Consider the following 20,341-nt stretch of genomic DNA (forward strand, 5'->3'; position numbering starts at 1 on the left):
AAGTTTTGCTGTTACTCTTCTCGAACACCTCGCAAAGGAGCCCGATGATCCCCTCCGCCTTCCCCGAGCCCGAGATCTTCTTCCCCGATCGGGGCGAGCCCGCGCTGCGCTGGGGCATCCTCGCTCCCGGCTGGATCGCAGGATTCTTCGCCGGCGCGGTGAACCGCCACACCGGGCAGAAGCTCGCCGCCGTCGCCTCCCGCACACAGTCGCGCGCAGAGGCGTTCGCCGCCGAGCACGGGATCGAACGCGCCTACGGCTCCTATCGCGAACTGGTGGAAGATCCCGCGATCGATGTCGTGTACATCGCGGCGCCGCAGAGCGAGCATCTGGAACTGGGACTTCTCGTGATCGCCGCGGGCAAGCAAGTGCTGATCGAGAAGCCGCTCGCCACGAACGCCGCCGATGCCCGGGCTCTCGTCGCCGCCGCGGCCGAGGCGGACGTTCTGCTGATGGAGGCGATGTGGAGCCGCTACCAGCCACAGGCATCCGTCATCCGTACCCTGGTTTCGGACGGAATCCTGGGCGAGATCGGATCGGTCTCCGCCGATCACGGCCAGGCGATACCCGTCGATCACGACAGCCGGCTGTACCGGCGCGACCTCGGTGGCGGAGCGCTGCTCGACCTGGGCATCTACCCGATCCAGCTCGACTCGATGGTCCTGGGCGCTCCGACGTCGATCACGGCGGTGGGAGCCATGACCGAGACCGGCGTCGACGCGTATTCGACGATCGTGCTCGGCCACGGAGACGCGGTGCAGTCGACGCTGACGACGTCCATGATCACGCGAACACCGACCACGGCCGTCATCGCCGGATCCGACGGGCGCCTCGAGATGGCGGGGCCGTTCCATATCCCGACGACGTTGACCCTCGCCGGCACCGGGTTGTTCGAGCCGCGACAGATCTGGGAGGACCCAACCGGCGTGCGCCTGATGGACGGCCTCGCCTGGGAGGCCACCGCACTGGCCCGCTATGTCGGAGAGGGTCGCCGCGAGTCGCCCTTGCACACGCTCGACGAGACGGTGTCGATCCTGGAGACCATCGATGTAGCGCTCCGGCAGGTGGCCGCGTCGGCTTAGCCGCCGGGCACGACGCCCGCGGCTCCGCCGCGCAACGCGGTGACGGCCGCTTCGAGGTCGCCGGGAGCGTCGATCTCGGGGTCGACCAGCGCCTGGAGTTGCAAGCCGTCGGCCAGCGCGATGAGCCGGCGCGCCTCCCGGTCGGCGTCGAGTGCCGCATCGATGTGGCCGAGGGCCTGCTCGTGACGGATGCCGTCGCGCAGCAGTTCGCGCACGCGGCGGAAGCGAGCCACGAAGAAGGCGTGCGCGCTGTGGTCGGGATGCACGGCTTCTGCGGCCAGGGTGAGGTAGAGGTGCACGATGCCCGGGATCCTCAGATTGTCGCGGATCGCACGCACGTAGAAGTCGAGCGCGACCTCGGGCGTGACCGGATGCCCGTACTCGGCGACCGTGTTCGCGTCCCAACGCTCGACGACTTTCTGCAACAGCTCCTCCCGGCTGTCGAAGTAGTACAGGATGTGCGCGGGCTCGATGTCGAGAGCCCGTCCGATGCCGCGGAGCGAAGTGTTCCGGTAGCCGTCATGGCCGAGCACGTCCATCGCCGTGAGCAGGATCTGCTCTCGCCGGGCCACGCCCTTCGCCGAACTCCCCAGCCGCGCCATGGATTCGAGTCTAGGGTCGGATTCGTGCGCGAGCGGGGTTGCCTTGCACGGCACGGATTATGCTGAACGCCACACCAGGCTGAAGGACAGACAATGGCAACGACAACGTCCGGCACGCGAAGGCGCGTCGGCAAACCGCGGGGCTCGTACGCGAAGACCGATGAGAAGCGCCGAGCGATCCTGGATGCCGCGCTCGAGGTGTTCGCGCAGTCGGGTTACCGGTCCGGTTCGATCCGAGACATCGCCGAGCGGGTCGGGATGAGCGAGGCGGGGCTGCTGCACCATTTCCCGAACAAGAGCACGCTGCTGGCGGCCGTGCTCGAACGCCGCGACGACCGCGCCGTGCAGTTCATCCCGCTCGACGAGAACTTCGGCGGGCGGTCCACGGTGAACGGCTTGCTCGAACTGGCGAGCTACAACGCCTCCGAGCCCGGCGTCGTCGAGCTCTACTGCACCCTGTCGGCGGAGGGGACATCGCCCGACCACCCGGCCCACCAGTACTTCATCGATCGCTACGAGTGGTCGCGCGGGATGATCGAGAGAGCGTTCACCATCATCCAGGCCGAGGGCGACCTCCGGCCCGGTGTCACTCCGGCGAGCGCCGCCGCACGCACTCTCGCGATGATGGACGGCCTGCAGGTGCAGTGGCTGCTCGACCGCGACGTACTCGACATGACGGAGGAGCTGCGGAACTTCTTCCGCACCATCGTCAGCTACGAGCTGTAGCGCGACCCGTATGGCGGCTATCGATGAGACCTCCCGCAGGCGCGGGCCCTATCGCAAGACCGAGGCGCGCCGCAGGGACATCATCGCCGCCGCCCAGCAGGTGTTCGCGAGCACCGGCTACCGCGCCGGGTCACTGCGCGACATCGGCACCGTGGCCGGTATCGATCCCTCGTCGATCCTCCACCACTTCCCCACCAAAGAAGCACTGCTCGAGGCCGTGCTCGAAGACAAGGAGAAGCACGACTTCGAAGTGCTGCCCGCGCTCGACGACGTCGACCCTCACCTCGTTCCGCGAGCCATGCTCGAGCTCGCCGAGCGCAACTCCCGGGTTCCGCACATGATCGCGCTCTACGCCATCCTCTCGGCGGAGTCGACGACGGCGGGACATCCGAGTGCCGACTATTTCCGCCAACGTTCCGAGCGCACCCGGCGCGACTTCCGTCTGCTGTTCCAGCGGATGGCGGATGCCGGTCTCCTGGCTGACGGCGTCGACGTGGACTATGCCGCGACCTCGACGTTCGCGATCTGGGACGGCATCCAGATCCACTGGCTGATCGAACCCGACGCCGTCAGCGTTCCCGAGACACTCCGCCGGCATCTTCGTCTCATCACTCGCGTGCACAACCCCTGATTACCGTGCTACAGTCTCCAAAATCCAACAAGCATTGAATATTGGTCGACGCGAAGGTGCACGATGAAATCCACTCCGTTCAACGACGGGTGGTCCGTCACCGCCAAGCGCGGTCTGTTCGACGGCATCTCGGGCGAGCCGGTCGCGGCCTCGACCGTGACGCTGCCGCACGACGCGATGCTGTCGCTCGAGCGGTCTGCCGACGCGCCGGCCGGATCGCACGGGGCCTATTTCCCCGGCGGCGCGGTCGAGTACACGCGGTCGCTCCAGCTCGAGGCCGGGGAGATCGACACGGTGCACACCCTCGTCTTCGACGCCGTGTACCGAGACGCCATGGTCTTCGTGAACGACCACTTCGCGGCTCAGAGTCCCTCGGGCTACTCGCGCTTCTCCGTGCGACTCGACCCGTTCCTGCGCTTCGACGCACCCAACGTCATCCGGGTCGAAGCACGTGCGCACAAGGACTCTCGGTGGTACTCCGGTCTCGGCATCCACCGCAACGTCGCACTCGTCACCGGCCCCTTGGTGCACATCGCCCTCGACGGCGTGCGGGTGTCGACCCCCGACATCGATGAAGCCGGCGGGATGATCATGGCCGAGACCACCGTCACCAACGACAGCCTGCGCACCAGCACCGTCGCCGTCACCACGGCGATCTCCGCGCCCGACGGCACGGTCATCGCCACCGGACGCAGCCCGATCACCCTCCTGGCCGGCGAGAGCGGGGTTGTGCGCGAGCGCCTGTGGGTCGCCTCACCCGCTCTGTGGAGCCCGGACAGCCCGGCCCTGCACAGCGCCACGGTGGCACTGGACGACGGCGACACCAGCACGGTGGCCTTCGGCATCCGGAGCCTGCAGCTCGACCCGCGGCACGGGCTGCGGATCAACGGCACGACGGTGAAGCTCCGCGGGGCGTGCATCCACCACGACAACGGCATCATCGGCGCCCGCTCGATCGCGCGCGCGGAAGAGCGCCGGATCGAGCTGCTCAAGGAGGCCGGCTTCAACGCGATCCGCAGCGCGCACAACCCGGCGAGCCCCGAGCTGCTCGATGCCTGCGACCGCCTCGGCATGCTGGTGATGGACGAGTCGTTCGACATGTGGCACGAAGCGAAGTCGCCGTTCGACTATTCGCTCGCCTTCCCGGAATGGTGGGAGCGCGACCTCGAGTCGATGGTCGCGAAGGACTTCAATCATCCATCCGTGATCTTCTACTCGATCGGCAACGAGATCCCCGAGACCGGGCGTCCGCACGGCTCACGGCTCGGCCGATTGCTCGCTGAGAAGGTGCGGTCACTCGATCCGACCCGGTTCACCACGAACAGCATCAATGGTCTCGTCTCGGTCATCCGTGAACTACCGGCCCTCGGCGGCGGCGAAGCCGAAGCGGTGGGTGATGTGAACGACGCCATGACCGACATGGGTTCGACCATGACCGAGCTCATCGCCTCTGAGCTCGTCACCGACCGCACCGAAGAGTCGTTCGCGGCTGTCGACGTCGCCGGCCTTAACTACGGCGACAGCCGGTACGTGTCCGACGCTGCGGAATTCCCCAACCGGATGATCGTGGGCACGGAGACGTTCAACACGCGGATCGACGTCGGCTGGCCACTCGTGCTGGCGAACGACCACGTGATCGGTGACTTCACCTGGACCGGATTCGACTACCTGGGCGAAGCGGGGATCGGGCGGGTCGACTACACCGAGACCGGCGGGGCATTCGACGGGACCGCTGGTCCGTTCCCGTGGCTGCTCGCCTGGTGCGGCGACATCGACATCACGGGTCATCGGCGCCCGGCATCCTATTACCGGGAGGTCGTGTTCGGGCTGCGTTCCGACCCGTACATCGCCGTGCGGCGCCCCCGGAGCGACGGTTTGCTCCCCGCCGCCGGACCCTGGTCGTGGTCGGACACCGTGTCGTCGTGGACCTGGTCGATCGCTCACGGCACACCCGTGGCCGTCGAGGTCTACAGCGACGCCGAGGAGATCGAATTGCTGCTCGATGGCGAATCGCTGGGCAACACGCCGGTCTCCGGGTTCCGCGCGGCCTTCACCGTCGGCTATCGCCCCGGCGTTCTCGTCGCCGTGGCACGCCGGTCAGGAGTCGAGACGGGGCGTTTCGAGCTGCACTCCTCGATCGGCGAACTCGTCTTGTCGGCGACGAGCGATCGATCGATCATCCGCGCCTCCGACGACGACCTCGCCTTCGTCACGATCACACTCGCCGGACCCGACGGCATCGTTCGCCCCGACGACGATCGGACCGTCTCGGTCGAGGTCGCTGGACCAGGCGTCTTGCTGGGATTGGGAAGCGCACGGCCGGCCACGGAGGAGTCCTACCTCGAGTCACGGCACCGCACATTCGATGGGCGCGCCCTCGCCGTCATCCGTCCGACGGGAGGGGGCCAGATCACCGTGTCGGTGACGGCGGACGGATGCGCACCGGCCACCGCCCTGGTGACGGCGGCGTAGAACACACCCGACGCGACGCCTCTCCACTTCCGGTCCGGCTCTGGCCGATCATCGCCAGCAGCAGCTCGTCCATTCCGTCATCTCGGCTCCGTTCAGGTGCCGGCGATGCGCGGAGGATGGGTGCGCCGCGGCATCCGCTCGAGGTCGGCGAGCGCCGGGCCCTCGAGGCGCGTGCCGTCGGCGGCGAAGCGGGAGGCGTGCAGCGGGCAGTCCCAGGATCGCTCGGCGTCGTTCCAGTGCAGCACGCCGCCGAGGTGGGTGCAGACGGCGCTGACGGCGCAGGTCGTGCCGTCGACCGTCGAGATGCCGACCGGGCGTCCCTTGGCGTTCGCCACCACACCCTCGCCCTCGCCGGGCCGGGCGATGGGCGTCGACTCGCCCTCGGCGCCCAACCAGCCGGAGAGCGCCGCGGCGCCCACCTGCACGCCTGCCCGGGCCCCCCGCGCGAGGTCGGCCGGCCGGGTCGCGCGACTGCCGAGCACCTGGTGCCAGTGCCGCCGCTCGCGCCACGGGTCGCCGAATATCTCGGCGCAGATGCGGATGCCCGCGGCCACTGCGTTGGTCATGCCCCACTTCGCGTAGCCGGTGGCGAGATAGATGCGTCCGCGCCCTCGGGGCAGAGCACCGACGAAGGGGATGAGGTTGTGCGACTCGTAGTCCTGAGCCGACCAGGCATGCGTCATCCGCGCGCCCGGGAAGAAGGTCTGACCCCAGTCGCGCAGGTCGTCGACGAGCTCGGCCTCGGATTCCGCACCCGGGCGCCCGACCTCGTGCCCGTTGCCGCCGATCACCAGCAGATCGTGCCCGTCTCGCGGCGCCGTGCGCACCGAGCGGGAGTGCGAGGAGTCGCCGATCGAGAGGAACATGCCCTCGGGCAGGTCGCCGGGACCGGCGTCGCGCAGTTCCAGCGCCATTCCGTACGACCGCTGGCCGTGGGTCTTGGCGAAGTAGAGTCCGCGATCGAGGATCGGGGTCGCGGTGGCGAGCACGACGGTGCGACCGCGCACCTCTCCCGCCGAGGTCGTGACGAGCGCGGGAGAGCTCGCCCGCACGCCGGTGACCCGCACCCGGGTGTGAATGGTGCCGCCCGCGGCGATCAGCTCGCGGGCCAGGGCGTCGAGCGCATCCATGGGGTCGAACTGCGCCTGTTCGGCCAGCGCCACTCCGAACGCGAAGGGGAACGGCACATCCGCCCGCTCCACGAGCGACACCGGCAGCCCGGCCTCGCGTGCGGCGCGGTACTCGGCCTCGACGTCGGCGGCGCCGGCGCGATGCTGGGCGTAACTGTAGGCCGTGCGGCGCTGCACCGGAGCGCCTGCGCGCTCGCAGAAATCGAGCAGCCATTCCTGGCCGTCGCGATTCGAGTCGACGTAGGCCTGCACGATGCGCCGTGAATGATGAGCGCGGATCGTGGAGAGCCGACTCCCCTGCAGCAAGGAGATCTTGCCCGTCGTGTTGCCGGTGGCCAGCGCGCCGATCTCCCGGGCCTCGAGCACCACGACGTGGCGGCCGGCCTCGGCGAGCATGAGCGCGGTGGACAGGCCGGTGATCCCCGCGCCCACGACGACGTCATCGTATTCTTCGTCGGCCATGAACGGATGCGTGGGAATCGGCCGACGTCCATCGAGCCACAACGACTGCATTCCTCCAGTACACACCGGCGACTGGTCCGTCGACCCCGTGCACGGCAAGCTCTGTGGTTTCGCGCATAGCTCGACAGCGGAGTCTCCTGATGCCTACGGTGGGAATTGCGGATCGACGTGACTCCGCACCACCCTCGGCAAGAAATGAGAGCAGTGATGTCCGACCTGAACGAACGGATCGACGAGCCCGACGAGACGAAAGAGTTCTCGCTCTCCGATCAGGACCTCGAAGACGTCGATCTCGACGACACCGAGGAACTCGACGAGGTCGAAGACGTCGAGGCCGACTCGGTCGACCCGATCTTCGACGACGACGAGGAAGTGCTCAACGACAACCTCGGCTACGAGGAGTAGCGGCGAGGCGCGGGCCGGGCGACCTCTCACGGCGGCTGGAGCTCGCGAGCTCCTGCGCCTGATCGAGGCCGACGCCCGGCTCGCCGCGCGCCTCGATGCCCTGCTACCGCCCGGATGCGACTCCCGGTCGCTCCTGGAACAGCGCCGCGACGGCGTGCTGGGCACCCACGCCGACCGGGCACGAGTGCGGGCGCTCGAGCACGCGGTCTACCGGCCCGGAGCTTCCGTCGACGCGGAGACCGAGCTCTCGGCGTTGTTGGCGCGCCTGCACGCTCAGCACGACGCACTCGACCGAGCCGTGGAGGCGAGCGGGATGCTCGACCCGGGCGAATCGGGTCAGCCCGTCATCACGACGCACCCGGACTCGCCGGCCCCGCCGGTTCCGGTGTCGGTGTCGGTGGGGGATCGCCCCGCACCCCGCTGGTGGACGCGGTCGCGCATCCTGATCGCCGCGGTGGGGTTCGTCGCGGTCGTGGCCGTCGCCGTCGGTGTGGTGCAGGCATCCGTTCCGCCCTCCTCTCTGGAGGTGTTCGCACAGGCCGCCGAACCGGCGGATGAAGGACGATCGGATTTCGTGAACCAGGTGCTGCTGCAGGGAGTGATGGGCGCAGGGCCCGTGCGTTACCTGGGCGAGCAGCACGGCGTGCGGGTGTTCGCCGCTCTCGTGGGCGACACCTTCCACAATCCCGCCGACCCGCAGGAGGGCGTCTGTCTCACGGGATTTCTGGGCAGCGACCGGCTCGACTCCTCCACCACGAACTGCGCGCTCCGGGCTGACTTCGACCGGCTCGGCGTCGCTCTGTTCTTCACGGAGACCGCCTCGGGTGAGCTCGAGTCGAGCGCCACCGCCGAGGCCACGCGTGCGCTGGTGTGGGGGCCGACCGGCGGCCTCCGCGAGGTCGTCGGCGAGGAGCTCGACCGCCTGGTGGCGGCGGGCTGCGCCTCGAACCTGAGCTTCCGCGCTCGCGAGGACTGCGTCGGCTGATCGCTGGTTCACCGGTTCGACCGGCCGGGCTCACCGTAGGTCGAGTCGCATGAGTACGCGCGGGAAGCCGTTCAGCACGGAGGCGGTGTCGGCCGCTATCGTGAATCCGGCTTTCTCGAACAGCGCGCGGGTGCCGACGTAGGCCATCGTGAGATCCACCTTCTCGCCGCCGTTGTCGACCGGATAGCCCTCGATGGCGGGCGCGCCGTTCTGGCGCGCGAACTCGACGGCACCGCGGAGCAGGTGGTGCGAGATGCCGGTGCCGCGGTGGCCGGGCCGCACCCGGATGCACCAGACCGACCACACCTCGAGGTCGTCGACGTGCGGGATCTTCCGGTTGCCCGCGAAGCTCGTGTCGGCTCGCGGATGCACGGCCGCCCACCCGACCACCTCCCCGTCGGCGTCGTAGGCGAGCACGCCGGGCGGTGGCTTCTGGCGCACCAGTTCCTTCACGCGATCGCCGCGGTCGGTGCCGCGCAGCGCCAGATTCTCCCTGGACGGGATGCGGTAGCTGAGGCACCAGCACACCGTCGCACCCGGTCGTTTCGGACCGACCATCGTGGCCACGTCGGCGAACGACGTCGCCGGGCTCACCTCGATGGTCATGCCGCTACGATGCCACCGCGTCAGCCTCGCGGCAACGGCGCGGTGTCGAGGAGCGTCTGCGAGAGCTCCCAGAGCCGGGCAGCATCGGCTGGGTCACGCGCGTAGTCGGCAACCCCCCTCCTCAGCGCTTCGGCATGCGGGCCGGCTTCCTGGGCGTCTTCGAAATAGCGGCCGATGACTCCCTCGACCAGGGGCGATGCGGCCAGAAGCACGGAGGTCGCCGCGCCCTGCGGGATGTCCTTCTCGGAGACGCCGTCACTCGAGGCGGCTCCGAACGCGGCAGGCGGGTCGGACATGTGGCGGGAGAGGCCCGTGCTCCAGATACGGCCCGGATTCAGGGCGTTCACATCGATGCCGTCGGAGGCCCACCGCCGCGCGGCCTCGACGGCGAACAGCACGTTCGCGGTCTTCGACTGGCTATAGGCCTGCCACGCGTCGTAGGGGTCGTGCTCGAAGTTCACGTCGTGCCATCGGATGCCGCCGTTCACATGCCCGACGGAACTCACCACCACGACGCGGGAGTGCCGCTCGGGTGCCGAGCCGACCGCCAGCGCGTCGTGCAGACCGAGGGTGAGGGCGAAGTGACCGAGGTGGTTCGTGGCGAACTGCATCTCCCAACCCTCGGCGGTACGGCGTTCGGGAATGGCCATGACGCCGGCGTTGTCGACCAGGATGTGCAGCGGACCGCGCCACGCGGCGACGAAGGCAGCGGTCGGCGAGGTCGAGGGGAGCGACGGTGACGGTTCCGGTGGTCGTGTTCGCATTCGTGATCTCCGCCGCCACGCGGTCGCCGTCGGCGATGTTCCGCACCGCAAGCGTCACCTCGGCACCGGCCTCGGCGAGAACGCGGGCCGTCTCCGCGCCGATGCCGGACGAGGCCCCGGTGACGATCGCGCGGCGCCCGGAGAGGTCGACTCCAGCGGCGACCTCGGCCGCGGTCGAGGTCGCTCCGAAGGGGGTGGTGATGCGTTCTACGGGCATGGAGGTCCTTCTTTCGGGGAGGGTCGCATCCGCTGTAAGGTTAAGCGGAGCCGAGTCCGCTTAATAGTAAGCGGAGCCGACTCCGGTTGCAAGGGCCGACTCTGCGCTACGGAAGGAACGCCTCGATGGACGCCACAGAGCAGCGCGCACCTCGCGCCGACGCGCGCCTCAACCGCGAGCGCCTCCTCGAAGCCGCCGCTCACGCCTTCGCGGCCGACGGGCCCGCGGCGTCGCTCAAGGACATCGCGAAGGAGGCGGGCGTGGGCATCGGCACCCTCTACCGCCACTTCCCGACCCGAGAGTCACTCATCGAAGCGGCGCACGAGAGCGAACTGACCCAGCTCTGCGGGTCGGTCGACACCCTGCTCGACTCCGCAGCCACGCCCGAGGAGGCATTGCGGACCTGGCTCGGCCACTGGATCGAGTACCTTCGCGCGAAGGACGGGCTGGCCCGCGCCCTCCGAGCGACGGCCGGGGCATCACCGCACCTGGATGCATCCCGCGATCCGGCAGGGCGGGCGGGGGCGGCCCACCCGACCGACGCGTCCGCCACCGCGGTGCCGCATCGGGGAAGCGGCGTCGCCTTCCCGGGGGCGCGCGCCCTGGCGCTCGACGCCGTGGGCCGGCTGCTCGCGGCCGGCGTGCGGACCGGCTCGGTGCGGGCCGACGTCGAGCCGCTCGACGTGCTGGTGGCGGGTAACGGCATCGCGCTGGCGGCGCTCACCCCCGCGCAGGCCGATCGCCTCCTCGCCTACCTCCTCGACGCCCTCCGCCCTCGCCTCTGACCTCAGCCGCGCACCCCTCCTCCACATCCGGCGTCGCAACCTTCCCACTCCGCCACCTCGTCGAGGGCCCTTTCCTCGCCGCTCGCGATCACTACCGTCGTGGCATGCACGCGCTCGCCCCCATCGACTGGACCGCATCCTGGCTCATCCCTTGGGCGCAGACGCCCGGCTTCGGCGGCGTCGCAGCGGTCCTCGCGGCCACGATCGCGTTCGCCGCGGCGCGCTACCAGGCGCGGGTACAGCGGGCGGCGCAACGCAAGGAGCAGTGGTGGAAGCGCGCGGAGAGCGACGACCCCTCCTTGCGGGAGCTCGGGTTGGGCATGCTCGAGGCGCTTTCGGAAAGCGAGTGGAAGGGCGAGCACGAGGATGACGTCATCGCTGCCGCGAAAGATCGTCTCGAGGTGAAGAAATCGACCGAACTGATTTCTCCTCATGTACCATCATTGGCGGAGGGAGGAATTAGTGATGACCAGTCACACGGCCCACCGGACATCCGCGGAGATGACGGATGAAGAAATCGCCGTACTGCGCGAGCAGATCGCCTGGGCGCGCCTGACTGTCAGGCTCGACAAGAACCGCAAGCTGGTGACCGATCCGCGGATCGTGGCGCTCGCAGCCATGGAGAAGCCGAGTCGCCACGGGCGAGAGACCACTCAGATGTAGATGGCCGGGTCGAGGTAGAAGGCCGGGTCGGTGAGCGGGCTCCGCGCCTCGGTGCCCTCGGGCAGCCGGGTGAGATCGCGAGCCGGGATGCCCACGAGGATCGCTCCGGGCGGAGCATCCTTCACCACCACTGCGCCCGCCCCCACGCTGCTGTCGGCGCCGATCGACACCGGTCCGAGGATGGTGGCATTCGCCCCCACCACGACCCGATCGCCGAGCGTCGGATGCCGCTTCTCCCGGCGCTCGCTCTTCCCACCGAGGGTGACGCCGTGATACAGCATCACGTCGTCGCCGATCTCGGCCGTCTCACCGATCACCACGCCCATGCCGTGGTCGATGAACAGCCGCCGCCCGATGCGGGCCCCCGGATGGATCTCCACGCCCGTGAGGAACCGCGCGAACTGCGAGAGCAACCGTGCCGGCAGCTTGAGACCGGGGCTCCGCCACCAGCGGTGCGCCACCCGATACGCCCACACCGCGTGCACGCCCGGGTAGGCGAGCACCACCTCGAGCGCGCTGCGCGCGGCGGGGTCGTGGGTGCGCGCGGCATGCACGTCCTCCCGCAGCCGCACCACGAGACCGGCCCTCACGGGCGCAGACGACCGCTCGGCGCGACCCGGCTCAGAACTCACGGAGGGGTCGCCGTCAGTCGACGAGGTCGGCGTAGAGCACGGTCGAGATGTAGCGCTCGCCGAAGTCGCAGACCACGGCCACCACGGTCTTGCCCGCGTTCTCGGGCCGCTTGGCCACCTCGAGCGCCGCCCACATGATGGCACCCGAGGAGATACCCGCCAGGATGCCCTCCTCGCTCGCGAGCTCCCGCGCCACCCGCAGCGAGTCGTCGAGCGTCACGTCGATGATCTCGTCGTAGACGGTGCGGTCGAGGATGTCGGGCACGATGTTCGCGCCGATGCCCTGGATCTTGTGCGGGCCGGCGACGCCCTGCGTCAGCAGCGGCGAATCGATGGGCTCGACGCCGATGACCTGCACACCGGGCTTGCGCTCCTTGAGCACCTGCCCGACACCCGTGATCGTGCCGCCCGTGCCGATGCCGGCCACGAAGATGTCGACCGCGCCGTCGGTGTCGGCCCAGATCTCCTCGGCGGTGGTGGCACGGTGGATGGCCGGGTTGGCCTCGTTCTCGAACTGCCGCGCCAGGATCGAGTTCGGCGTCGCCGCCACGATCTCGTTCGCCTTCGCCAGTGCTCCGCGGATGCCCTCCGGCCCCGGGGTCAGCACGATCTCGGCACCGTAGGCACGCATCACGACGCGGCGCTCGGTCGACGCCGTCTCGGGCATGGTGAGGATGACCTTGTATCCGCGGGCCGCCCCCACGAGCGCGAGCGCGATGCCGGTGTTGCCGCTCGTGCCCTCCACGATGGTGCCGCCGGGCTTCAGTTCGCCCGACTTCTCGGCCGCGTCGACGATGGCGACGCCGATCCGGTCTTTCACGCTGGAGGCGGGGTTGTAGAACTCGAGCTTGCCGAGCACGGTGGCGTCGATGCCCTCGGTGAGGCGGTTGATGCGGACCAGCGGGGTGTGCCCGACGAGCTCGGTGACGTCGTTGTAGATACGAGCAGACATGTGCGTTCGGCTTTCTGGAGGCGGGAGAGGGTCATGGAGCGTCCCTGCCAACTCTAGTTCCGGGCGACTGCTGTCCGCCCGTGCGTTACGACCAGCGACCGTCGTCGAGCCGCTCCGGATGGTGGGCCCGTCGACGGAGATCCTGCAGCGACACCGGCTCGGCGCATGCGAAGGCCACCAGATCCCCGGCCCGGATGTCGTGCGGCAGCCAGGCGCGGGTCTCTTCCACGCGCGATGTCGGCCGCACCGTGACGATCTCCCGCACGGGCGGCACCGTCCGACCGATGACCCGCATCGTGCTGCCGATCGGGCGACACGCGTCGAGTTCGGCGTCGAGCCAGACCTCGCGAGGGTGCGGCGCGTCGGTGCGCCCGGCACCCTCAGCCGCCACCGATTCATCCGGCCGCCCGTCGAACACCCCCTCCACGGCGCACACCACGATCGCGCAATAGGCCGGCGACCCGCCCTCCGGATGCGTCGGACCGGCGGCTGCGCCCGTCTCCGCGAGCGTCCGCCGCCGGCCGATCCGCACGCTCGGCGTTCCAGTCGCGACCGCCGCGGTCACCATCGACTCGCCTGCTGCGAGCACGTCGGTCGCGGTGAACCAGGTGAATTCGGGCCACGCCGCGAGATCCGGCTGCCGGGACTGCCGCCGCTGATACCACCGGATCGAATGGGAGAGACTCACCCGTCCATCTCACCGCCGGTCAGCGACGGGACACCGCATCCTCACGATTCCCTCGCGTGCACCGGCTCGATCCTGACGCGAACCTGCCGGGCCGGTCGGCCCACACGAGCCTTCCGCGCTCAGCCCTCGAGCGGCTTCGCGAGGTCGTCGAGCACTTCCACCCCCGGCACGATCGCCAGGACGGCACCAGGCAGGATCAGCTTCGACCGCCGGATGCCGCTGCCCACGACGATCGCCGCACTGGCCGCCGCCCGTGCATCCACGAGCACCGGCCAGTCCGCGGGCAGGCCGATCGGCGTGATCCCGCCGTATTCCATGCCGGTGAGCCCCACGGCGCGGTCCATCGCGAGAAACGACGACTTCCGCACGTCGAGCCGCCGCCGCACGGCGCCATTGACGTCGGCGCGTGTGGTGGCGAGCACGACGCAGGCCGCGATCCGCTCCTCACCCTCGCGCTTGCCGGCCACGACCACGCAATTCGCGAGGGTGTCGGTCGAGAGCCCGTAGGTCGCCCGGGTCGCTGCCGTGTCGGAGACCGACGGATCGATCTCGACCACGCCCACCGCATCCTGGATTCCGGATGCGACGAGCGCCTCCCACACGGGCGGTGCGACCAGGTCGGGGCGGGCGGAGACGGGAACGGTGGTCAGCGCACCGAGCGTGAAGACGGCCATACCGACGATTCTGCCCCGGTGCGGAGGCGCCGACGCTACGCCGCGGCGTGCTGCGCGACGCGTCGGCGCTGCAGCGGCTCGAGGGCCGATCCGAGCGCGACGAGCTCCTCGGCGACCGCTGCGAGGTTCCGCTCCTGTGCCTCGATCGGCTGGAACTGCCCCTCGTCGTCGAGCTGGCGGGCGGCGAACGGGATCTCGACGGCCACCGACGCGGGCACCAGGCCCACCGCGGCGAGCACCGGCTTCAGCGCGAGCACGCCGCGCGTGCCGGCCGAGATGCCTCCGTAGCTCACGAAGCCCACGGGCTTGCGGAACCACTCGTTGTGCAGGAAGTCGATCGCGTTCTTCAGCGCGGGCGAGAAGCTGTGGTTGTACTCCGGCGTCACGAACACGAAGCCGTCGGCCGCGTCGACGCGCTCGCTCCAGTCGAGGGTGTGCTGGTGGGTGTAGTTCTGCAGACGCGGATGATTCGGCTCGTCCATCAAGGGCAGAGACAACTCCGCGAGGTCGACCAGATCGACCTCGACGCCCTCGTGTCCGGCGAGGGCGACGCTCACCCACTCGGCGATCGGCAGCCCGATCCGGCCCGGGCGGACGCTCCCGACCACAACCATGATGCGTGTCATGCAAAAACCCCCGTCGCCTCCGGTCACCCGGCTCGATGTGATGTCGTTCAGCGGTGTGAACGACATCGGGTGGGAAGGAATTCCCTCGAGCAGGACTTTCGGAGGCGGCGGGGGTTCAGGAAATGTGAATCAACTGTATCCGCAGGTGATCAGCACACCGTTGACCACGTGCTCGCCGGGACCGAGGTCGGCGCACTGGCTCACAAGGGCCACAGCACCCGCGATCGCGACGATCGTAACGATAATTCCGATCACCGTCAGAACCGCGCCGACGATGATGCCCGCGGTCGCGAATCCGTTCTTGACTCCCGCTTTGCGCGACTGCACCTTCGCAACGATGCTGATGATCAGGCCCACCAAGGGAAGAACGATCGCAAGGATCAGACCCACGATGCCGAGCGTCTTGCCCGGAACAGGGGCGGCCGCGGCCCCGTAGCCGGGCTGGGGCTGGTAGGCCGGAGCACCGGCCGGCGGCGGTGGTGGCGCTGCCTGGTATTGCGGCGCTGCCGGAGGGGCGGGAGGTGCGGGGGGAACAGGCTGCTGCGGAGGAACCGGAGCGCCCGACGACGGCTGATTCTCGTCGGTCATGAGCGGATTTCCCTTCTCTGGTCGAACCAAGATGCTTCGAACAGTACCGCTTCGCCGCATCCGCGTCGCGGTTTTGTGCGGGTCGGCGCGATTCCGCCGAGGCGCTAGCGTTGAGGGCGAACGTCCGTCGCTGAAGGAGAACCCGCCCGTGGCCGCAGTCCGCCCCCTGTCCGGCGCCCGCATCGATCTCGAGGCGGGCGACTACCGCGCCTCGATCGCATCGATCGGCGCCACCCTGCGCGTGCTGCAGCACCGCGCCCGCAACCTGGTCGTGCCCTTCGAGGTCGACGAGCTGCGCCCGGCCTACCGCGGTGCGACGCTCGCCCCGTGGCCGAACCGGGTGGTCGACGGCCGCTACACCTTCGCGGGGGTCGAGCAGCAGCTCCCCCTCACCGAACCCTCCCGCCACCACGCGCTGCACGGCCTGGTCAGCTGGCTCGACTTCGCGGTGGCCGAGCGCACGCCGGAGAGCGTCGCCCTGGTGGCCGTGATCGAGGCGCAGACGGGGTATCCGCATCGCCTCGAGCTGCGGGTCGATTACCGCCTCGACGAGAGCGGCCTGCACCAGACGGTCACGGCGCGCAACCCGGGCACGGAGCCGGCCCCCTTCGGCACCGGACCGCATCCGTATCTCGTCGCCGGCCCGGGCCACGTCGACGACTGGACCCTCTCTCTGCCCGCCGACGAGGTGCTCACCGTCACCCCCGAGCGGCTCATCCCGATCGGCCTCTCCCAGGTGGCCGTCGAAGACGGCGGCGCCTTCGACTTCCGCGAGGCGCGAGCCATCGGCGACACGTTCATCGACCACGCCTTCACGACGCTGCGGCGCGACGCCGACGGCATCGCCACGGTCACCGTGACGTCGCCGGAGGGCACCGGCGTGGCGATGAGTTTCGGACCCGACTGCGAGTGGGTGCAGATCCACACGGCCGACACCCCCGACCCCGCCGTCAGCCGCACCGGGCTCGCCGTCGAGCCGATGACCTGCCCACCGGATGCGTTCAACTCCGGTCACGACCTCATCGTCATCGCTCCGGAGCAGAGCGCGTCGGCGAGCTGGACGATCTCGGCGATCGGCTAGACCCGAGCTGCCGCGCCACGCGCGATCGGGTCCGGCTCAGGCGGCCTTCGTAACAGAGCCGGCCGGCTGGATGTCGGCCGCAGCGTCATCCGCATCCGGAAGGCTGGCCTGGCGATAGGCCTTGTGGTGGCGCGGGATGAACACGGTGAACAGCACGCCCACCACCGCCGCGATCGCCGAGATCACGAAAGCCAGCTGGAACGCGGAGGCGCTGGGGGTGGTGACCTCGCCGACGGTCACCAGGTTCGACGAGAGCACGACGCCGAGCACGGCGCTGGCGATCGTGGAACCGAGGGTGCGCATCACGGAGTTCAGGCCGTTGGAGGCCGCGGTCTCGGTGGCGGGAACGGCACCCATGATGAGGTTCGGCATGGAGGCGTAGGCGAAGCCCACGCCGAAGCCGATGGCGGTCGCGATGACGATGGTGTGCCAGACCTCGCTCATCAGGAAGATCGCCACCACGTATCCCACGGCGATGATCGCGATGCCGAGCAGGAGGCTCGTCCGCGCCCCGCGAGCGCGGGTGAGCCGGGCGGCTACGGGCGACATCGCCCACATGATCAGGCCGCTCGGCATGAGGCAGAGGCTCGCGATGAGCATCGTCTGTCCGAGTCCGACGCCCGTTCCGGTGGGCGCCTCGAGCAGCTGCGGCAGCACGACGGTGCTGGCGAAGAAGGCGAAGCCCACGGTCACCGAAGCGAGGTTGGTGAGCAGCACGGTGCGGCGAGCCGCCACTCGCAGGTCGATCAGCGGGCTCTTCGTGCGCAGCTCGAACCACCCCCAGAGCAGGAGCACCACGGCGCCGCCGACGATGGTGCCGAGCGTGGCCGGGCTGCCCCAGCCCCAGCTGCCGCCCTTCGAGACGCCGAGCAGGATGCCCACGAGGCCGATCCCGAGACCCACCGCGCCGAGCCCGTCGAACGTGCCCTCGCTGCGCAGCGTGCTGACCGGGATGAACCTCCACACCAACAGGAGACCGATCGCGGCGAGCCCACCCGACACCACGAACAGGAAGTGCCAGTCGAGGTACTGCGAGATGACGGCCGAGATCGGCAGCCCGATCGCTCCGCCGACGCCGAGGGTGGCGCTGACCAGGGCGACCGCCCCACCGAGACGGTCGCGGTGCAGCACGTCGCGCAGGATGCTCACGCCGAGCGGGATGACGCCGATCCCGGCCCCCTGCAGGGCGCGCCCGACGATCAGCGGCAAGAGGCTGGAGGAGAGCCCGGCGATCACCGATCCGGCCACCACCAGCACGAGCAGCACGAGCACGATCCGGCGCTTGCCGTAGAGGTCGCCCAGGCGGCCCGCGATGGGGGTCGCGACCGCCGCCGAGAGGAGGGTGACGGTGACGGCCCAGAGCGAATCCTCGACCGAGACGTTCAGCAGCGCGGGGAGCTCGGGAACCAGCGGGGTGAGCAGCGTCATCATGAACGCCGCCACCAGGCCGGTGAACGCCAGGGTGAACACCACCGCCCGCTGGTTGACGGGCCTGCGGAGGCGGGCGCGTTCGGCGTCGCTGAGCCAGTGGCCGGAAGTGTCGTCGTGTGTCGTGTCAGTCAAGAAAGTATTTGCCCTCAGTCAAGTAGTCACCGGGGTCAACCGCGCCTCGTTCAGCAGTATTCCACCGCAGATCCAGGGATCGCGATAATTAGGGCCATGCACACAGAGCGCGGCTTCGATCGGCTGGTCAATTTCAGCGACGCGGTGGTCGCGATCGCGATCACCTTGCTGATCCTCCCACTGGTCGACACGGCGACCGAGTTGAACGACAAGACGGTGTCCGAGCTGCTCGCCGACAACTGGCTCAAACTGCTCGTCTTCGTCATCAGCTTCGCGGTGATCGGCCGGTTCTGGCTGGCCCATCACCGCATGTACGAGAACATCGTCGGCTACGACAAGGCCCTGCTCTTGACGAACCTGTTCTGGCTGCTCACCATCGTCTTCCTTCCTTTCCCCACTGAGTTGATCGCGACGGGCGACAGTGACGGCTCGCCCGCGACCTCGGCGCTCTACATCGGCACGATGGTGCTGTCGAGCTTCGCGGGAACGGCGCAGATGATGATCATCCTCCGGCACCCCGAGCTCCAGGCGCCCGAGGTGCGGGGAACGCTCTCGCCCATCACGTCGCTGGTGGCGTCGTCGATGATGCTCCTCGTCTTCCTCGTGGTGGTGGTGTTTCCGCAGGTCGGCCTGTTCGCGTTGTTCGGCCTCCTCCTCACGGGGCCCGTGCAGTCGATCGTCGAGCGCATCGTCCGCCGCGCGGAGACTCCGGCGGCCTGATCCCGCTCAGAGCCGGTCGTGCTCGGCGGATGCGCGCGGGATGAGCGGAACCGCCACCGCCGGGAAGAGCGCCACCACCACGAACGCGAGCGGAAAGCCGAGCAGCCCGATCAGAGCGCCCACAGCCGGCCCCACGGCCGAGGCCCCGATGAACTGCGCGGTGTTCTGGGCTCCGAGCGCTCGGCCCGCCCACGCCGAGCCCGCGACCTCGGCCACCGAGGTGAAGGCGAGCCCGTTGTCGGCCACGGTGATCGTGGTGGCGAGCACGAACATCACGGCCACCACCGCCCAGGGAGCGGAGAGCACGTCGAGGCCGGCGAGCACGAGCATCGCCGCCGCAGCCGCGATCGCGACATAGGCGAGGGGCCGCACGCGGCTGCCCATCCGGTCGCTCAGCACGCCCACCGCGATGCGCCCGATCGCGCCGACGAATTGTGCGACACCCACCAGCACTCCGGCGGTCAGCGCATCCACTCCGACTTCGGTGATGAGCCAGACCAGACCGAAGGTCGAGAGCGTGAACTGCGGCACCACGAGCAGCACCGACACGGCGTGGATCCGCCAGAGGAAGCCGCTGGCACGATAGGGGTTGTCGGTGCGGCGGGTCGACGCATCCGCTGCACTCGATGCGGGAGCGGCGGCGCGCGGCGGGTTGACGACCCCGATCGCGCACGCGACGGCGAACACGGCCGTCAGAACGAGCGGAACGGCCATCGCGGCCCCCACTCCGCCCGTGCTCGCAAGCGTCGGCACCAGCAGTGCGGCGATCGTGACGCCGAGCGGCTGCGCCATCTGCCGCACACCCATGGCGAGACCGCGGCGGTCTTTCGGAAACCAGCCCACCACCACGCGCCCGCTCGCTGCGTTGGTGCTGGCGGATGCCGCGCCGCCGAGCAGGAGGAACAGGCCCAGCGCGACGTAGCCCTGCGCCTGCAGGGCGCCGAGGGCGGCGAGCGCGGTGAGGCCCAGGCCGCCCGCGATCACCCACTTCTCGCCGATGCGGTCGGCCAGCGCACCCCAGGCGATCAGCGTGAGCACCATGCCGATGGTGGGGGTCGCGGCCAGGAACCCGGCCTCCGCGAGCGTCAGGCCGCGCTCGGTGTGCAGGAGGGGGATGAGGAAGGCGGGAGCGCTGACGAACACCGTGCCGGAGATCTGGGCGCCGAGGCCGAGCGAGAGCACGGTCCAGGCGCGGCCGGCGCGTGGAAACGGAGCGCGCGCCGAGCGTACGGCGTGGGGTGCTGGAGTTCGGAGTCGGCTGTGCACTATCCTGACGGTACACCAAGT

General features: G+C 69.5%; 23 protein-coding genes and 1 pseudogene. 11 read left to right on the forward strand and 13 right to left on the reverse strand.

Features of this window, described 5'->3' with window-relative positions:
* Positions 1 to 44: 44 nt before the first annotated feature.
* The gene (locus BLW00_RS03585) at positions 45 to 1,082 is read left to right on the forward strand and encodes a Gfo/Idh/MocA family protein (RefSeq protein ID WP_092549280.1); all 1,038 of its coding nucleotides are present in this window, start codon (positions 45 to 47) and stop codon (positions 1,080 to 1,082) included.
* Here BLW00_RS03585 and BLW00_RS03590 read toward each other — a convergent pair.
* The gene (locus BLW00_RS03590) at positions 1,079 to 1,684 is read right to left on the reverse strand and encodes a TetR/AcrR family transcriptional regulator (protein WP_092549283.1); all 606 of its coding nucleotides are present in this window, start codon (positions 1,682 to 1,684) and stop codon (positions 1,079 to 1,081) included. The genes BLW00_RS03585 and BLW00_RS03590 overlap by 4 nt on opposite strands.
* A 93-nt stretch (positions 1,685 to 1,777) precedes the next feature.
* On the opposite strand from BLW00_RS03590, the gene BLW00_RS03595 reads away from it, so the two are divergent.
* The 3 genes from BLW00_RS03595 (at position 1,778) to BLW00_RS03605 (ending at position 5,513) form a co-directional block, all read left to right on the forward strand.
* A complete protein-coding gene (locus BLW00_RS03595) occupies positions 1,778 to 2,410 on the forward strand; it encodes a TetR/AcrR family transcriptional regulator (protein WP_092549286.1) in 633 nt (210 codons plus the stop codon).
* 10 nt (positions 2,411 to 2,420) lie between these two features.
* Positions 2,421 to 3,041, forward strand: coding sequence for a TetR/AcrR family transcriptional regulator (locus BLW00_RS03600; RefSeq protein WP_092549289.1), 621 nt, complete (start codon positions 2,421 to 2,423; stop codon positions 3,039 to 3,041).
* A gap of 63 nt (positions 3,042 to 3,104) precedes the next feature.
* Positions 3,105 to 5,513 (forward strand): glycoside hydrolase family 2 TIM barrel-domain containing protein, encoded by a 2,409-nt coding sequence (locus BLW00_RS03605; protein WP_092549292.1) that lies wholly within the window; start codon positions 3,105 to 3,107, stop codon positions 5,511 to 5,513.
* A 92-nt stretch (positions 5,514 to 5,605) separates the two neighbouring features.
* On the opposite strand, the gene BLW00_RS03610 is transcribed toward BLW00_RS03605, so the two are convergent.
* Complete coding sequence (locus BLW00_RS03610) at positions 5,606 to 7,105, reverse strand: FAD-dependent oxidoreductase (protein ID WP_245741239.1); 1,500 nt, start codon at positions 7,103 to 7,105, stop codon at positions 5,606 to 5,608.
* 207 nt (positions 7,106 to 7,312) lie between these two features.
* On the opposite strand from BLW00_RS03610, the gene BLW00_RS23315 reads away from it, so the two are divergent.
* Positions 7,313 to 7,510, forward strand: coding sequence for a hypothetical protein (locus tag BLW00_RS23315; RefSeq protein ID WP_092549298.1), 198 nt, complete (start codon positions 7,313 to 7,315; stop codon positions 7,508 to 7,510).
* 154 nt (positions 7,511 to 7,664) lie between these two features.
* Positions 7,665 to 8,495, forward strand: coding sequence for a hypothetical protein (locus BLW00_RS03620; RefSeq protein ID WP_092549301.1), 831 nt, complete (start codon positions 7,665 to 7,667; stop codon positions 8,493 to 8,495).
* Positions 8,496 to 8,525: 30 nt separating this feature from the next.
* On the opposite strand, the gene BLW00_RS03625 is transcribed toward BLW00_RS03620, so the two are convergent.
* The 3 genes and pseudogenes from BLW00_RS03625 to BLW00_RS24360 all read right to left on the reverse strand — a co-directional run.
* Positions 8,526 to 9,101, reverse strand: a complete 576-nt coding sequence (locus BLW00_RS03625) for a GNAT family N-acetyltransferase (protein WP_092549304.1) — start codon at positions 9,099 to 9,101, stop codon at positions 8,526 to 8,528.
* Between the two features lie 20 nt (positions 9,102 to 9,121).
* The gene (locus BLW00_RS23935) at positions 9,122 to 9,865 is read right to left on the reverse strand and encodes an SDR family NAD(P)-dependent oxidoreductase (protein ID WP_407650943.1); all 744 of its coding nucleotides are present in this window, start codon (positions 9,863 to 9,865) and stop codon (positions 9,122 to 9,124) included.
* Position 9,866: 1 nt separating this feature from the next.
* Positions 9,867 to 10,082: pseudogene (locus tag BLW00_RS24360) on the reverse strand (SDR family NAD(P)-dependent oxidoreductase); the annotation flags it as partial.
* A 125-nt stretch (positions 10,083 to 10,207) separates the two neighbouring features.
* Here BLW00_RS24360 and BLW00_RS03635 point away from each other — a divergent pair.
* The 3 genes from BLW00_RS03635 to BLW00_RS23320 all read left to right on the forward strand — a co-directional run bounded on the left by BLW00_RS03635 (position 10,208) and on the right by BLW00_RS23320 (position 11,530).
* A complete protein-coding gene (locus BLW00_RS03635) occupies positions 10,208 to 10,867 on the forward strand; it encodes a TetR/AcrR family transcriptional regulator (protein WP_092549307.1) in 660 nt (219 codons plus the stop codon).
* A 104-nt stretch (positions 10,868 to 10,971) separates the two neighbouring features.
* Entirely contained in the window at positions 10,972 to 11,379 is a 408-nt protein-coding gene (locus tag BLW00_RS03640; RefSeq protein ID WP_092549310.1) for a hypothetical protein, read from the forward strand.
* Positions 11,369 to 11,530, forward strand: a complete 162-nt coding sequence (locus BLW00_RS23320) for a hypothetical protein (protein ID WP_175494114.1) — start codon at positions 11,369 to 11,371, stop codon at positions 11,528 to 11,530. Before BLW00_RS03640 ends, BLW00_RS23320 begins: the two co-directional genes overlap by 11 nt.
* On the opposite strand, the gene epsC is transcribed toward BLW00_RS23320, so the two are convergent.
* The 6 genes from epsC to BLW00_RS03670 all read right to left on the reverse strand — a co-directional run bounded on the left by epsC (position 11,521) and on the right by BLW00_RS03670 (position 15,690).
* Complete coding sequence (gene epsC, locus BLW00_RS03645; RefSeq protein ID WP_092549313.1) at positions 11,521 to 12,120, reverse strand: serine O-acetyltransferase EpsC; 600 nt, start codon at positions 12,118 to 12,120, stop codon at positions 11,521 to 11,523. The genes BLW00_RS23320 and epsC overlap by 10 nt on opposite strands.
* Positions 12,121 to 12,175: 55 nt before the next feature.
* Positions 12,176 to 13,114, reverse strand: coding sequence for a cysteine synthase A (gene cysK / locus BLW00_RS03650; RefSeq protein WP_092549316.1), 939 nt, complete (start codon positions 13,112 to 13,114; stop codon positions 12,176 to 12,178).
* 85 nt (positions 13,115 to 13,199) lie between these two features.
* Entirely contained in the window at positions 13,200 to 13,802 is a 603-nt protein-coding gene (locus BLW00_RS03655; protein ID WP_092549319.1) for a hypothetical protein, read from the reverse strand.
* A 119-nt stretch (positions 13,803 to 13,921) separates the two neighbouring features.
* The gene (locus BLW00_RS03660; protein WP_092549322.1) at positions 13,922 to 14,476 is read right to left on the reverse strand and encodes a YbaK/EbsC family protein; all 555 of its coding nucleotides are present in this window, start codon (positions 14,474 to 14,476) and stop codon (positions 13,922 to 13,924) included.
* Positions 14,477 to 14,511: 35 nt separating this feature from the next.
* On the reverse strand, positions 14,512 to 15,102 hold the full coding sequence (locus BLW00_RS03665) for an NADPH-dependent FMN reductase (RefSeq protein ID WP_092551909.1): 591 nt from the start codon (positions 15,100 to 15,102) through the stop codon (positions 14,512 to 14,514).
* Between the two features lie 129 nt (positions 15,103 to 15,231).
* Positions 15,232 to 15,690 carry a DUF4190 domain-containing protein gene (locus tag BLW00_RS03670; RefSeq protein ID WP_092549325.1) on the reverse strand — a complete coding sequence of 153 codons (459 nt, stop codon included), beginning with the start codon at positions 15,688 to 15,690 and terminating at the stop codon, positions 15,232 to 15,234.
* Positions 15,691 to 15,838: 148 nt separating this feature from the next.
* Between BLW00_RS03670 and BLW00_RS03675 the strand changes: the two genes are divergently transcribed.
* Positions 15,839 to 16,771 carry an aldose 1-epimerase family protein gene (locus BLW00_RS03675; protein ID WP_245741241.1) on the forward strand — a complete coding sequence of 311 codons (933 nt, stop codon included), beginning with the start codon at positions 15,839 to 15,841 and terminating at the stop codon, positions 16,769 to 16,771.
* A 36-nt stretch (positions 16,772 to 16,807) separates the two neighbouring features.
* Here the strand turns inward: BLW00_RS03675 and BLW00_RS03680 are convergent, their stop codons facing one another.
* Positions 16,808 to 18,334, reverse strand: coding sequence for an MFS transporter (locus BLW00_RS03680; RefSeq protein ID WP_281242374.1), 1,527 nt, complete (start codon positions 18,332 to 18,334; stop codon positions 16,808 to 16,810).
* A gap of 96 nt (positions 18,335 to 18,430) precedes the next feature.
* Here BLW00_RS03680 and BLW00_RS03685 point away from each other — a divergent pair, with 96 nt between their 5' ends.
* Positions 18,431 to 19,054, forward strand: a complete 624-nt coding sequence (locus BLW00_RS03685; RefSeq protein WP_092549331.1) for a TMEM175 family protein — start codon at positions 18,431 to 18,433, stop codon at positions 19,052 to 19,054.
* A gap of 6 nt (positions 19,055 to 19,060) precedes the next feature.
* On the opposite strand, the gene BLW00_RS03690 is transcribed toward BLW00_RS03685, so the two are convergent.
* A complete protein-coding gene (locus BLW00_RS03690; protein WP_245741243.1) occupies positions 19,061 to 20,320 on the reverse strand; it encodes an MFS transporter in 1,260 nt (419 codons plus the stop codon).
* Between the last annotated feature and the right edge of the window lie 21 nt (positions 20,321 to 20,341).

It is taken from the genome of Herbiconiux ginsengi, from assembly GCF_900107435.1.
In the GTDB taxonomy this organism is placed as follows: domain Bacteria; phylum Actinomycetota; class Actinomycetes; order Actinomycetales; family Microbacteriaceae; genus Herbiconiux; species Herbiconiux ginsengi.

Bases quoted from the DNA above. Each gene is read 5' to 3' on its own strand.
- BLW00_RS03585 (WP_092549280.1), top strand. From the start codon at position 45: ATGATCCCCTCCGCCTTCCCCGAGCCCGAGATCTTCTTCCCCGATCGG.
- BLW00_RS03590 (WP_092549283.1), bottom strand. From the start codon at position 1,684: ATGGCGCGGCTGGGGAGTTCGGCGAAGGGCGTGGCCCGGCGAGAGCAG.
- BLW00_RS03595 (WP_092549286.1), top strand. From the start codon at position 1,778: ATGGCAACGACAACGTCCGGCACGCGAAGGCGCGTCGGCAAACCGCGG.
- BLW00_RS03600 (WP_092549289.1), top strand. From the start codon at position 2,421: ATGGCGGCTATCGATGAGACCTCCCGCAGGCGCGGGCCCTATCGCAAG.
- BLW00_RS03605 (WP_092549292.1), top strand. From the start codon at position 3,105: ATGAAATCCACTCCGTTCAACGACGGGTGGTCCGTCACCGCCAAGCGC.
- BLW00_RS03610 (WP_245741239.1), bottom strand. From the start codon at position 7,105: ATGGCCGACGAAGAATACGATGACGTCGTCGTGGGCGCGGGGATCACC.
- BLW00_RS23315 (WP_092549298.1), top strand. From the start codon at position 7,313: ATGTCCGACCTGAACGAACGGATCGACGAGCCCGACGAGACGAAAGAG.
- BLW00_RS03625 (WP_092549304.1), bottom strand. From the start codon at position 9,101: ATGACCATCGAGGTGAGCCCGGCGACGTCGTTCGCCGACGTGGCCACG.
- BLW00_RS23935 (WP_407650943.1), bottom strand. From the start codon at position 9,865: ATGCGAACACGACCACCGGAACCGTCACCGTCGCTCCCCTCGACCTCG.
- BLW00_RS03635 (WP_092549307.1), top strand. From the start codon at position 10,208: ATGGACGCCACAGAGCAGCGCGCACCTCGCGCCGACGCGCGCCTCAAC.
- BLW00_RS03640 (WP_092549310.1), top strand. From the start codon at position 10,972: ATGCACGCGCTCGCCCCCATCGACTGGACCGCATCCTGGCTCATCCCT.
- BLW00_RS23320 (WP_175494114.1), top strand. From the start codon at position 11,369: ATGACGGATGAAGAAATCGCCGTACTGCGCGAGCAGATCGCCTGGGCG.
- cysK (WP_092549316.1), bottom strand. From the start codon at position 13,114: ATGTCTGCTCGTATCTACAACGACGTCACCGAGCTCGTCGGGCACACC.
- BLW00_RS03660 (WP_092549322.1), bottom strand. From the start codon at position 14,476: ATGGCCGTCTTCACGCTCGGTGCGCTGACCACCGTTCCCGTCTCCGCC.
- BLW00_RS03665 (WP_092551909.1), bottom strand. From the start codon at position 15,102: ATGACACGCATCATGGTTGTGGTCGGGAGCGTCCGCCCGGGCCGGATC.
- BLW00_RS03670 (WP_092549325.1), bottom strand. From the start codon at position 15,690: ATGACCGACGAGAATCAGCCGTCGTCGGGCGCTCCGGTTCCTCCGCAG.
- BLW00_RS03685 (WP_092549331.1), top strand. From the start codon at position 18,431: ATGCACACAGAGCGCGGCTTCGATCGGCTGGTCAATTTCAGCGACGCG.